The organism is Amycolatopsis benzoatilytica AK 16/65 (genome assembly GCF_000383915.1).
Classification (GTDB): Bacteria; Actinomycetota; Actinomycetes; order Mycobacteriales; family Pseudonocardiaceae; genus Amycolatopsis; species Amycolatopsis benzoatilytica.
The window spans coordinates 6,217,634-6,229,234 of the sequence record NZ_KB912942.1 but is presented as its reverse complement, the minus strand read 5'-3'; the positions used below and the strand labels follow the sequence as shown (position 1 = coordinate 6,229,234).

Here is an 11,601-nt window from a genome sequence, read left to right as displayed (position 1 = left end):
CGTGAAGTCGTGCGGTCGCGGCGGCGGGTTACAGCCGCGGAGATATCGAATCCGACTCGGTCGTCCGGCGCAGCACCGCGAAGACAGCTCCGCCGATGGCCAGCCCGAGCAGGAGGCCGCCGACGACGTCGCTGAGCCAGTGGTCATCGGTGTAGACGCGGGAGAATCCGGTGAGCAGCGACCAGCAGAACGCGGCCGTCAGGCCGAGCCAGGTGGTTTTCCGCCGCGCCGGGACGAACAGGGCGACGAGCAGCAGGGAAACGACGGCGGCGGTCGCCGCGTGCCCGGACGGGAACGCGGTGCCGCCGTCGTGGAGGGTGCCCGGGGTTTTGTCCGGCCCGGCGCGCCCGATCAGCGCCTTGGCGGCCACCGTGGTCGCGGAAAGCAGCAGCAAGGGAATGCCACAGGCGAGCACCGGCGTCCACGAAGCGCGCCGGATGGCCAGATATGCCGCGCAGGCTGCCAAGATCGGTGCGGACACCGGGAACTGTGCGACCGCGCCCACCACGGTCATCGCCGCGTCCAGCGTCGCATCATGGTGGGTGGTCAGCAGTTCGTGCACCGGTTCGTCGGCATGAGTCAGCAGCCCGGCGCTCAGCACCTGCTGGGTGGACAGGACGAATCCGGCGAAGGCCAGCACCGGGACGAGCCAGCGCCGGGCATCGCGGAGAGACAGCATGGGCCGGACGTCTTACGCCCGGGTCAGCGGAGCGATCGCGGTTTCGGCGACCCCCCGGGCGAGGCTGCAGGCGAACTTGACGCGGTTGGCGGCCGCCCATTTGGCGAGGACGGAGAAGACGCGTTGCCGTTGCGCCGGGGTGAGGTCGGCCCGGCTGACCGCGCGGACAAGTTCCGCGGCGTGCCGCCAGGTGAGAAAGCGCGAGCCGTAGCCGGTTTTCCGGTTGAAAGCGCTCACTCGGCGTTGCGCGACCTGGGTGGTCAGTTTCGCGCCGTGCTCCCGTTCCTGAAACAGCGGCTCGCCGACCAGGACGAGCGGCCCGGCCAAGGCGAGTTCGGCGAGGAAAACCCGATCGCTTCCCCAGAACGGAAGAAGCAGCCGAGTGCGTTCGGCGAGCGCGCGCCGTTGCACGCCGAACGCGACCGCGCACGAGTAGTCGTAGCGGATGAGGTCGGCGAAGCGGTCAGCCGGCTCGGCCGCGTCCGAAGCGCGGAGGTCGTGCGTGACGCCGAGGGAGGCGCCGTCCTCGTCGATGTGCTCGATCGCGGTGCAGGCCGCAGCCGCTGCCGGAGACTCGTCCAGTGCGGCTACGCAGCGCTGTACGAAGGTTTCGTGCTGGAGGTCGTCGGCGGCCGCCCACTTGAACAGCGGGCCCGACGTGGCGCGGAAAACGTAGTTGAAGTTCGCCGCGGCCCCGATGTCCTGCGCATGCCGGTGATAGCGGACGCGCGGATCTCGCCGGGCGTAGTCGCGGACGATTTCCCCGGTCGAGTCGTCGGAGTCGTTGTCCGCGACCAGCAGGTCGAAGTCGCCGTAGGTCTGGGACAGCAGACTGTCCAGCGCGCCGGCGAGGAAACCGGCGCCGTTTTTGACCGGCAGGCCGATCGACAGAGGCGGTGCGGAGTTCGGCACACCATGAGGTCGTCGCGGGTCGGGCGGTCGTTACGGGTCAGGAATCGGCGGGCGGCCAGGGAACCGCCGTTCCGTCGGGAAAGTGGTTGCCGGAAAAGACTTTCGGCCGCGGTCCGGGGTAGATCGGCTGGTACCGGTAGTCGCGCCGGAATGTGTTGCCGGTGATTTCCACGTCCGGGTAGTCCGGGTTGTGATAGAGCGTGTTCGCCCCGCCGCCCAGCTCGTTGTCGCGGATCACCACCGGACCGGCTACCGCCGGGGTCGGGTCCGGCGACGAGGAAAGGATGATCGCGGAGGTGATCTCCTCGGCCTTTCCCGGATCGATCACATTGCCCGCGACCAGGATCGAACCCGCGAGATGGTCGGACTGGGCGCCGTCGGCGTGGGCTCCCGGTGCCGGAGCGAAGTCGTGGATCCACGAGTCGGTGAGGCGGACGTTGTTGCCCAGCTTCACTCCGTCGTGCGTCATGCCGGAAATGTCGACCCGTTCCGCGGTCCAGTTGTGGAACGCGATCGCCGCGCTGAGGTAGTCGCCGCGGATCGACACATTGCGAATGGTCACCGATCCCGCGCCGATGGTGGTGATCGCGAAGTAGTCCGCTCCGGTTCCGGTGAACCGGCTGCGCTCGATCACGACGTTCGGCGCGGAAACCGTCACCGAGCCCCGGACGTCGAGCCCGTCGAGCACCTGCCCGGGCTGGTCCGCGGTGAGCGATCCGGACGGACGCAACGACTCGGACGGCGCGCCGACGGTCGGTGCTGCCGGGGGTGGGCCGGCGGGGGTGGCGGTCGCGGCGCACCCCGCCGCCGCCAGCGCGACCGCCCCCGCGCAAGCCGCCGTCGCCAGCCGCCTCATCGGACACTCGCCAGCGGCTCGGCCGCACGGTCTCGGACGGCGATCCGCCAAAGCGCGGCCGCGGCGCCGAGCAGACTGAACGTCACCACGAACATGAGCTTGTAGCCGAACGCGTCGAAGGTGAACGCGGCGACCGCGGCACCGGCGATCGAGGCGGCGATGGCCTGAGCGAGGCTGCGCACCACTGGGTCGGCGACGGTCCGGTGCACTCGCCGGGCCAGCGAATAGCCGGTGGCGAGCAGTGCGAGCTCGGCGGCTACCCCGAGCGCGCCCATGGTGGCGAGCGTGAACAGGTACTCGTTGTCCAAGATCCGGTACAGCTTGGGGATGTAGGTGCCGACCCCGAGCCCGAGCAGCGGATGGTCGTGCCAGACGGTGAAAACGGCCGCGTAGTCGTCGGTGCGGCCCTGGACGCTCGGGTCGGTCGAGAGGGTGCTCGGCAACAGGATGCTGCGCAGGCTGCCCAGCAGGCCAGGCACCATCGCGCTCATGGCGGCCAATCCGGCCGCCACGAACGGAATCAGGTTGAACACCATCCGCAACCGCACACTGACCAGGTAAACGGCCAGCGCCACGGCCGCGGTCAGCACCCCGGACCGGGAGACCGACAACGGCATGCATCCGGCGACGAGCGCGAACATCGCCCACCAGCGCAACCGGCGGCCCTTCGGCGCGGTGAGCGCCAGGTGCAAGGCGATCGGCATCGCCAGGCTGAGCACCACGGCGTACTCGATCGGGTGGCCGGCCAGCCCTTGCACCCGGTGGAAGCCGGACCGGGCGAGCGCGTCGACGTCTTCGGTGAAGTGGAACGTCAACCCGGGCAGGCGCAGCTGCTGGTAGAGGTCGACGACGCCGAGGAACTGGAGCAGCGCGCTGACCGCCAGCACTCCGCAGGCGGCCACGATCAGCCGCAGGAGGCGAGTGACCCCGTCGATGTCGCGCAGCGTGTCGGTAACGAAGAGCAGCAGGCCCATCGCGCAGGCTTGGCCGAACAGCGAGGCGTCGGACGCCGACGCTTCGAGCGGGGACAGTCCGCGCAGCTGGCCCGCGACGTAGCTGGCGAGCACGACGCCGACGAAGACCAGGCAGACGATCCGCATCGGCTGCCTGCCCCGGTCTGTGCCTAGCGAGCTGTCGATCCGCCCGTAGCACCACAGTGCCAGCAGCAGAGCCGCCACGATCAGTCCGGGCACCCCGATTTGCCCGAGCGGATTGATGATCAGCGACGCTGGGATCAGAAAGGCGAGTGCGAACAGGATGCTGAGCGCGGTGTGCTCGTCCCGGCGGGAGTTCAGCCAGAGCGCGCCGACCACGATGACCGCGACCACCAGCGGGGTCGTCGTCGGCGCGAGGACCGGGACGGCGAGAAGAACGAGCGCGCCGACGGCGCACACCGCGCGCAGGATCGGCCGCCCGGCGAGGGTGGTGCCGAAACGCGCGATACCGCTGCCGGTGAGCGAGTCGACCGGACGCCGGTTCATCGCCGGAGCCGCCCGAGCACACCGCCGAGGTCAGTCTTGTCCCGGTCGTCGTGTTCCTGCTTCGGCGGCGCGGTGACTGGCAGCAAACGAGCGGTTTCCTCGCCTGGTCTGGGTTCCGCGGTGCCGAAATCGCGGTCCGGAGAGTCCACCCGGTCGGATTCCTCCGGAAGCGGGCCGACCGGTGGTTCGTCGCGGTGGCTGTCTGGCGAGTGGTCGGCCGCGCTTTTGTCGCCGCGATTCGCCGAACGCTTGCGGGAACGCAGTTCCACCACCACGCAAGCGGTGAGCGAGAGGATGAGTCCGAGCGCGCCGACGGCGAGCGCGGTCTTGAGCTGGCTGCTGTGCGATACCGAGGCGTCCTGCGGCTGCACGACGTCGTCGACGGTCACCCGGAACGGGCCGGGAATGTCTTTCTGAGCCTGCAGCTCGTCGAGCCGCTTCGCGAGTTCGGAGGCGATCGCCCGGTAAGTGGTGAGCGTGTTGCGCCGATTCGGGTCGGTCACCGTCACGGCGAGCACCGCTTTGCCGGTGTCGTCGATCTGATACTTGGCGGTGCCGCCCGACGAGGTGATCGCGGCGGAAACGTCAGGCGATTTCGCCAGCTGGCCGAGCACCAGCGCGGTCGCGGCGATGTCGTAGTACGGATTGCTCTGAAGCCGGGCCGCCTGGTCGGCAGTGGCGGCGAAGGGATAGCTGACCTTGAGCGCACCGTCCACCTCGTAGGTGGGCGAAACGGTGCTCGCGAGGATCCAGCAGACGATCGCCGAGCCGACGAGCGCGGGTACGAGGATGACCCAGCGCCGCAGAGCGACCTGGAAGATAGCGAGCAAGTCCATCGGAGTTCCCCTCACCTCCTGCGGTTCTTATGATGCTGAGGGAGCCGATCAGCCGTCCGGCGTCATCTGGTTGTCGCAGCCAGGCGCCTGGATGTGACAACGAAACCTTTCGCCCATCGGAAAGGCATCGAATTGTGACCGTGCCGAAGATCGGGTTCGCGTGTGCTTGGGACCGGCCTCCGCAGGCGACCTGGTCGCACACTCCGTGGAACCTGCGCGCGGCGCTGCGCGAGCGGACCGAGGTCGCCGACCTCGGGCTGGAGTGGTCGCTGCCGGTTCGTTCGGTGTTGCGCGGCCTCGGCGCGCACCGCCACGAGGGCCGCTGGGGCAGCCACTGGAAACACCTTCCGCTGACCATGGCACTGGCCGGAACCAAACTCCGGGCCGCCGAACGCCGGCTCCGCCCGGACGTCGTGGTGCAGATCGGCGACCTGGCCCGCACCGACACCCCGTTCCTGCTCTACCAGGACTCGAGCTTCGACATCCTCCTCGAACGCCTGGACACCGAGAGCGGCCGGGCACTGCATTTCCCCGGCCTGGACCGGGCCGCGCTGTACCGGCTGCGCGACCGGCAGCACCGGATCTACCGCGAGGCCGCGGGACTGCTCACGATGAGCCAGTGGCTGGCGGACCACGTGGTGCGGGTTTCCGGCGTCGAGCCGGGCAAGGTGCACGTGGTCCCGCCAGCGGCCAACGGGTTGCCAGCAGGCCCGCCGCCGCGCCGGGCCGGGCCGCGGCGGCGATTGCTGTTCGTCGGCAAGGATTTTTCCACCAAGGCGGGCGACGTGGTGGTGAAGGCGTTCGCGGTGCTGCGCGAGGAAATCGGGCCGGCTCTTACCCTCACTGTCGCCGGCCCCAAGGAATGGCCGTTGCCGGGACCGGTGCCAGACGGCGTCGAATTTCTCGGCCGGATCCCCGTCGAGCGGGTGCGGGAGCTTTACCGGACGCACGACCTGTTCGTGATGCCCAGCCGGTTCGAGGGGTACGGGATCGCTTTGGTGGAGGCGCTCGCGCACGGGTTGCCGTGTGTCGCGCGGCGCGACTGCGCGATGCCGGAGATCGTCCGCCCGGGCGAGAACGGCGATCTGATCGACTCGGACGACCCCGCCGCGCTGGCTGCGGTGATCGCCGGCCTGCTGGCCGACGAGGGCGTCTACGACCGGGTACGAGCCGCCGTTCCCCGAGTCGTCGCGCAGCATTCCTGGGGCCGGGTCGCCGACGACGTGCTGCGGGTCGCGGAGTCGCTCGGTTAGCGGTTCTCCAGCACGTCGGCCGGCACCCACCGACCGCCGGCCGCTTCCACTTCCGGGATGCTCCGCCGGACCTCGGCCAGGAGGTCGGGCAGGAAGAGCACCACCGCGTCGGGGCGGAAGGCGGCCAGTTCGGCGGGCGGGACGATCGGAATCCCGCTGCCGGGCATCCGTCTGCCCTGCTTGGCGTCCGAGGCGTCGGCGATGGCAGGCAGCAGTTCGGTGGTGATGCCCGCCCGGCACAGCTGGGCGACCGCGCGGGAAGCCGCTCCGTAGCCGAGCACCCGGTGCCCGGCAGACGATTGCTCTTCCAGCCAGCGACGGAGGGAGTCCGCGTGCCGAACGGCCGCTTCCTGCAGTCCGGCAACGACTTCCGGCCGGGCAACCCCGGCATCGGTCTCCTGCTCGACGAGTGCCCGCACCGAGTCGTCCGGCGCTCCGCCGCGCGCGGCGGCCAGCAAAACCGTCCCGCCGTAGAGTTCGAACCGGAACGCGGACCGAGCGACGAGCCCGGCCGCGCGGAGCATTTCGACCAGCACCGGCGTCGAGTAGTACGCGTAATGGCCGTGCCGCAACGCACTCCATTGTCCTTCGCGCAGGATCGAGGCGAGGGAGTGAAACTGCAGCAGGAACACGCCGTCGTCGGCCAGCCCGGAAACACGTTCGAGCAGGGCGGCTTTCTGGTCGGCCTCGTGCATGAGCCCGAAACAGTCGACGAGCACGTCGGCGGCGCCGTTCGCCGCGGGGACGAGGCCGCGTGCTTCGAGCAACGAAAGCCACGAGCCACCGTGCGGGCTGCCGTACTCGCGAACAGTGCCGCCGGCAGGCAGCAGGGGAGCAGCGCGACGGACCGCGTCCGCCGCCTGCTCGACCAGCGCGGCCGGCTCTACGCCGCGTGGTTCGTCCGGTTTGGTTTCGTCCTCGGCGAGCTGGGCCAGCCCGCACTCGGCGCACAACCACATCCGGAGCGCGAAGACGGCGTCCGGGCCGGGGTCGAGGCGGGCCGGGAAATGGTCGGCGGGCGGCTGCTCGCCGAGGTCGAGCACCAGGGCGCCGTTCGCCGATCGGCACCAGCGGCAGCGTGGCGAGGTCACCGCGAAAGTCCTTTCCGAGCGAAAATGGACCGATGAGAGTCGAACCTGGTGCGCTGGCCGGAGTCCTGCTGTTCGTCCCCGAACCGCACCACGACGAGCGTGGTCTGTTCACCCGGACGTTCGACACGGCGATCGCCGCTGAGCACGGCCTGGCCGCCGAAACCTTCCAACAGGACTCGCAATCGCGGTCGCGGCTGGGCGTGCTGCGCGGGATGCACGGGCGCTCCGGCCGCGGCGAGGCGAAGCTGGTGCGGTGCGCGCGCGGTGCGGTGCACGACGTTCTCGTGGACATCCGGCCCGGCTCCGCGACCTTCGGCGAGCAGCAGGCATTCCGCCTCGACGACGTCGAGTTCGCGCACCTGTACATCCCGCCGGGCTTCCTGCACGGGTTCCAGGTCCTCAGCGAATACGCCGACGTCTGCTACCGGATCGACCGTCCGCACGACCCGGCCGAGGACCTCGCGGTGCGCTACGACGACCCGGAGCTCGCGATCGAGTGGCCGTTGCCGGTCTCGGTGCTCAGCGACCGCGACGCCGCCGCCGGAACCTGGGCCGACCTGGTCCGCAGCCTCGGCGCCTGAGGTCATGGAGCGATCGGGCGCAGGTCCGGGCCCAGCGTGCCGTCCGCGCGTCGCGCGGCGAGGCGGGCGAGCCGGGTGAACCGCTGCTCGAAATCGGCCTCGGTCAAGTGGTGGCGCCGGTAGGCGTCGGCGAGCTCGCGCGCGCCCGCCGGCACTGACCAGGCGCAGGCGAACCCCGGCAGGGCGGCCCGGATCCGGCTGAAGTCGACCCGGTAGGACCGCGGGTCCGCCCCGGCTTCGCCGGTGATCAGCAGGTCCGCGCCGGGAACGGCGTCCACGACGGCCTGGGCGATCTCCGAGACCCGCAGGTTGTTCGCCTCGGTCCCGACGTTGAACGCCTTGCCGTGCACCGCGTCCCGAGGTGCGTTCAGTGCCTCGGAGAAGGCGGCCGCGATATCGCGAGCGTGTACCAGCGGACGCCATGGAGTTCCGTCGGAAAGCACCTTCACCGTGTTGGTCAGGATCGCGTGGCCGACCAGATTGTTCAGCACGATGTCCGCGCGCAGCCGGGGCGAGAAGCCGAACGCGGTGGCGTTGCGCAGGAATACCGGGCTGAAATCGTCGTCTGCGAGGCGGAGCAGATCGTCCTCCACCCGGACTTTCGATTCGGCATAAGGCGTGACTGGCCGCAGCGGCGCGTCTTCGTTCACCAGCAGGTCGCCGCCGCTGGCGCCGTAGACCGAACACGTCGAGGCGTAGAGGAACCGGCGCACACCGGCGTCTTTGGCCAGCTGCGCCAGCCGGGTGGAGGCGCGGTGGTTGATCGCGTAGGTGATTTCCGGGTCCAGCGAGCCGAGCGGGTCGTTGGACAACGCCGCGAGGTGGATCACCGCGTCGAAACCGGCGACGTGCTCCGGCTGGACGTCTCGCAGGTCGAGGGCGACCGCCTTCGGGTCGTGCACCGCGGGGCCGAGCACGCAGGTCGAGTACAGGCCCGAATCGAGGCCGACGACGTCGTGGCCCGCCGCGGTGAGGACGGGTGCCATGACGGTGCCGAGGTAGCCGAGGTGTCCGGTCAGGAGTACGCGCACAGATCTTCCTCATTTCCTTTTCGCCGCGGAGCTGCGCGCCGCCGCGATCGTCAGTTTCGGCGCATTGAATGCCTCCGCGTACCGGTGCTGGCACTGCACCCCGCGTACCCGGGCCAGACCGGCGAACGCTTCGTGGTCGAACCAGCCCCGCCCGTGCTGCGACCGGTAGTGCGTGGCGAGCAGATCGCTCTTCTCCCGGATCGTTTCCTCGGCCAGCGGGAAGAACACGGTGGGCTGGGCGAGGTCGGACTCCCACTTGAGGATCTCGTAGCCGAGGATCACGTGGTCGCGGAACGCGGTCGGCACCAGCTTCGCCAGCCCGCGGTGGTCCTGGTGCGCGTCGTGGGCGGCGGGTGCGAAAACCAGATCAGGCTCGCATTGACGGCGCAGCGCTTCGAGCGCGTCCTTGGCCAGGTCCCATTGCGCGGGAAGCCGGCCGTCGCGGAGATCGAGAACGGTCACCGCCAGGTCCGCTTTCGGGCAGAACGCCGCCAGCGCGGCCCGTTCCTCAGCCTCTCGGGGAGTGCCGGCACCCGACAGCACCAGCGCGGTCACCCGCATGCCCGGATTGGCGCGGCACAGTTCGAGCAGACTGCCGCCGGCACCGATCGCGATGTCGTCGCAGTGCGCGCCGAGTACCGTGATCTCCGCACAGACCTCCGGAAACAGGGCCCGCATCAGCGTCCCGCCCGCGCGGTTTCCCAGACCATCCACGGCCGGTCGCCGTGCGCGTAGGCGGTGTTGAGGGAAAGCCGTTCCTTGACGGTGTCGGTGGGTTTCCAGAAGCCGCGGTACGGGTAGCCGAGCAGCTTGCCCTCCTTCGCCAGGCCGACACACCCGTCCGCCACGAGGTCGCCGTTCTCCGGGATATGGTCGAAGACCTCTTGGCGGAGAACGAAATAGCCGCCGTTGGACCACAACGGCATCTCGCTGACCGGGGTGATCCCGCCGACGCGTCCGTCCGGGGCGAGGTCCACGCAGTGGAAGGTCGATTCCGGCGGGACGACCATCATCGAGGCGCCCGCGCCGCTCGCCGCGAAACGCTCGATCATCTCGTCGAGCGGGGCGTCGGTCAGCACGTCGGCGTAGTTGGCGAGGAACATCTCGTCGTCGCCGAGGTAAGGGCGGACCCGGCGCAGCCGCTCGCCGATCGGCGATTCGATACCGGTCTGCACGAGCGAGATCGACCAGTCGCTGATGTCGGTCGACAACAGTTCGACCCGGCCCTCGCTGAGCACGAAGTCGTTGGACTCGGTCTCGCGGTAATCGAGGAAGAAGTTCTTGATGTGGTGCGCGCCGTAGCCGAGGCACAGGATGAACTCGGTGTGCCCATAGTGCGCGTAGTACCGCATCACGTGCCACAGCAGCGGCCGGGGGCCGACCGCGGCCATCGGCTTCGGGAGATCGTCGTCGGCGCCGCTGCGCATCCGCATCCCGTAGCCGCCGCAGAAGAGAACGACCTTCACTTCACGTCACCTCGACGATTTCCAGGCGCGGAATCGGGAAGACGAGCTTGCCGCCCCACGCGCCGACATAGGAAAGCTGTGCGGTCAGCTCGTCCCGGAGGTTCCAGGGCAGGACGAGCACGTAGTCCGGCCGGTCGGCTTCGAGCCGGTCCGGAGCCAGCACCGGGATCCGGGTACCCGGTGTGAACCGGCCGTGCTTGTAGGGGTTGCGGTCGACGGTGTAGGGCAGCAGGTCGGTCCGGATCCCGCAGTGGTTGAGCAGCGTGTTGCCCTTGCCCGGGGCGCCGTAGCCGACGGTGGTCTTGCCGGCTTTCCGGGCGGCGAGGAGAAATTCGAGCAATTCGAGCCGGACCCGGGTGACGCGTTCGGAAAACTCGGTGTAGCCGGACAGTTCGTGCAGCCCGGCCGCCTTCTCCCGGTCCAGCACCTCGGCCATCCGCGCGCTCGGCTCACCCGCGGCTTCGGCGGGCCGGGCCCACAGCCGGATCGAACCGCCGTGGGTGGGCAGGAGCTCCACGTCGAGGACGCTCAGCCCGCCGGTGGCCAGCGCGCGCCGGGCGGATTCGACGGTGTAGTACTGGAAGTGCTCGTGATAAATGGTGTCGTACTGGTTCTTCTCGATCAGCGTCAGCAGGTGCTGCACTTCGATGGACACCCAGCCGTCGTCGGCGACCAGCGCGCGCAGACCCCGGGTGAAGCCGAGGATGTCCGGAATGTGCGCGTAGACATTGTTGGCGACGACCAGATCGGCCGGGCCGTGTGCGGCGCGCACCTGTTGCCCGGTTTCCGCGGAGAGGAAGGCGGTGAGCGTGGGAACTCCCGCTGCACGCGCGGCTTGGCCCACGTTGACCGAAGGTTCCACGCCCAGGCAACGGATCCCGCGGTCCACGACGTGCTTGAGCAGGTACCCGTCGTTGCTCGCGACCTCGACGACGAACGACTGGTCGGTGAGCCCGAGCCGGGAGACCGCGTTTTCGGTGAACCGCTTCGCGTGTTCGACCCAGGAGGTGGAAAAAGACGAGAAATACGCGTAGTCGGTGAAGGTGTCTGCGGGGTCGAGCAACGGCGGGATCTGCGCGAGCCAGCATTCCGTGCAGACCTCGAGATGCAGCGGGAAGGTGGGCTCGGGCTCGGCGAGCTGTGCGGCGGTGAGAAACCGTTCGCAGGGCGGGGTTGCGCCCAGGTCCACCACGCTGGCGGTTCCTTCCGAACCGCAGAGACGGCATGTGGCCATGTACCTGGCTCCTCGCATCGGGTGCGCGATCTGCGTAGGGCAGGTCGATCCGCACCCGGCGGTCGTTACACCGCACCGGGAAGCTCAGCGGGACCGATTCGGAACCGAGACCATGTTTTGGTGCCGGCAAACGATCTTTTGGCTGCCGCGAACGGCACCGGACGGCGCGATGGCCATCCGG

Annotated in this window: 12 protein-coding genes; 2 read left to right on the top strand and 10 right to left on the bottom strand. The window is 69.4% G+C overall.

All coding sequences use genetic code 11. From position 1 onward, the window contains the following. Nucleotides 1–28: 28 nt before the first annotated feature. The 5 genes from AMYBE_RS43485 to AMYBE_RS0128805 are packed head-to-tail and all read right to left on the bottom strand — an operon-like array spanning nt 29 to nt 4,764. Nucleotides 29–679 carry a phosphatase PAP2 family protein gene (locus AMYBE_RS43485; RefSeq protein WP_020662866.1) on the bottom strand — a complete coding sequence of 217 codons (651 nt, stop codon included), beginning with the start codon at nt 677–679 and terminating at the stop codon, nt 29–31. 12 nt (nt 680–691) lie between these two features. Beyond that, nucleotides 692–1,591, bottom strand: coding sequence for a glycosyltransferase family 2 protein (locus AMYBE_RS42465; protein ID WP_051124779.1), 900 nt, complete (start codon nt 1,589–1,591; stop codon nt 692–694). Between the two features lie 37 nt (nt 1,592–1,628). Continuing rightward, nucleotides 1,629–2,447 carry a right-handed parallel beta-helix repeat-containing protein gene (locus AMYBE_RS0128815; protein WP_020662865.1) on the bottom strand — a complete coding sequence of 273 codons (819 nt, stop codon included), beginning with the start codon at nt 2,445–2,447 and terminating at the stop codon, nt 1,629–1,631. Further along, nucleotides 2,444–3,928, bottom strand: a complete 1,485-nt coding sequence (locus AMYBE_RS0128810; RefSeq protein WP_020662864.1) for an O-antigen ligase family protein — start codon at nt 3,926–3,928, stop codon at nt 2,444–2,446. The genes AMYBE_RS0128815 and AMYBE_RS0128810 overlap by 4 nt, the downstream gene beginning before the upstream one ends. Further along, nucleotides 3,925–4,764 carry a YveK family protein gene (locus AMYBE_RS0128805; RefSeq protein WP_020662863.1) on the bottom strand — a complete coding sequence of 280 codons (840 nt, stop codon included), beginning with the start codon at nt 4,762–4,764 and terminating at the stop codon, nt 3,925–3,927. Before AMYBE_RS0128805 ends, AMYBE_RS0128810 begins: the two co-directional genes overlap by 4 nt. 140 nt (nt 4,765–4,904) lie before the next feature. Here AMYBE_RS0128805 and AMYBE_RS0128800 point away from each other — a divergent pair, with 140 nt between their 5' ends. Next, on the top strand, nt 4,905–6,017 hold the full coding sequence (locus tag AMYBE_RS0128800) for a glycosyltransferase family 4 protein (RefSeq protein ID WP_211226868.1): 1,113 nt from the start codon (nt 4,905–4,907) through the stop codon (nt 6,015–6,017). Here AMYBE_RS0128800 and AMYBE_RS0128795 read toward each other — a convergent pair. Then, entirely contained in the window at nt 6,014–7,108 is a 1,095-nt protein-coding gene (locus tag AMYBE_RS0128795; protein ID WP_020662861.1) for a class I SAM-dependent methyltransferase, read from the bottom strand. The genes AMYBE_RS0128800 and AMYBE_RS0128795 overlap by 4 nt on opposite strands. Before the next feature lie 32 nt (nt 7,109–7,140). Between AMYBE_RS0128795 and AMYBE_RS0128790 the strand changes: the two genes are divergently transcribed. Next, a complete protein-coding gene (locus tag AMYBE_RS0128790; RefSeq protein WP_020662860.1) occupies nt 7,141–7,689 on the top strand; it encodes a dTDP-4-dehydrorhamnose 3,5-epimerase family protein in 549 nt (182 codons plus the stop codon). Between the two features lie 2 nt (nt 7,690–7,691). On the opposite strand, the gene AMYBE_RS0128785 is transcribed toward AMYBE_RS0128790, so the two are convergent. From AMYBE_RS0128785 to AMYBE_RS0128770, 4 genes are read right to left on the bottom strand one after another with little or no spacing between them, the layout of a single operon-like run. Further along, entirely contained in the window at nt 7,692–8,720 is a 1,029-nt protein-coding gene (locus AMYBE_RS0128785) for an NAD-dependent epimerase/dehydratase family protein (protein ID WP_020662859.1), read from the bottom strand. Nucleotides 8,721–8,729: 9 nt separating this feature from the next. Further along, nucleotides 8,730–9,398, bottom strand: coding sequence for a PIG-L deacetylase family protein (locus tag AMYBE_RS0128780; protein ID WP_020662858.1), 669 nt, complete (start codon nt 9,396–9,398; stop codon nt 8,730–8,732). Continuing rightward, the gene (locus tag AMYBE_RS0128775; protein WP_020662857.1) at nt 9,398–10,186 is read right to left on the bottom strand and encodes a glycosyltransferase family protein; all 789 of its coding nucleotides are present in this window, start codon (nt 10,184–10,186) and stop codon (nt 9,398–9,400) included. The genes AMYBE_RS0128780 and AMYBE_RS0128775 overlap by 1 nt, the downstream gene beginning before the upstream one ends. Before the next feature lies 1 nt (nt 10,187). After that, the gene (locus tag AMYBE_RS0128770; protein WP_027928121.1) at nt 10,188–11,420 is read right to left on the bottom strand and encodes a class I SAM-dependent methyltransferase; all 1,233 of its coding nucleotides are present in this window, start codon (nt 11,418–11,420) and stop codon (nt 10,188–10,190) included. Nucleotides 11,421–11,601 lie beyond the last annotated feature (181 nt).

What these genes read in the sequence shown, in the direction of transcription:
- AMYBE_RS43485 (WP_020662866.1), bottom strand. Translation starts at nt 679, where the DNA reads ATGCTGTCTCTCCGCGATGCCCGGCGCTGGCTCGTCCCGGTGCTGGCC.
- AMYBE_RS0128815 (WP_020662865.1), bottom strand. Translation starts at nt 2,447, where the DNA reads ATGAGGCGGCTGGCGACGGCGGCTTGCGCGGGGGCGGTCGCGCTGGCG.
- AMYBE_RS0128810 (WP_020662864.1), bottom strand. Translation starts at nt 3,928, where the DNA reads ATGAACCGGCGTCCGGTCGACTCGCTCACCGGCAGCGGTATCGCGCGT.
- AMYBE_RS0128805 (WP_020662863.1), bottom strand. Translation starts at nt 4,764, where the DNA reads ATGGACTTGCTCGCTATCTTCCAGGTCGCTCTGCGGCGCTGGGTCATC.
- AMYBE_RS0128790 (WP_020662860.1), top strand. Translation starts at nt 7,141, where the DNA reads ATGAGAGTCGAACCTGGTGCGCTGGCCGGAGTCCTGCTGTTCGTCCCC.
- AMYBE_RS0128780 (WP_020662858.1), bottom strand. Translation starts at nt 9,398, where the DNA reads ATGCGGGCCCTGTTTCCGGAGGTCTGTGCGGAGATCACGGTACTCGGC.
- AMYBE_RS0128770 (WP_027928121.1), bottom strand. Translation starts at nt 11,420, where the DNA reads ATGGCCACATGCCGTCTCTGCGGTTCGGAAGGAACCGCCAGCGTGGTG.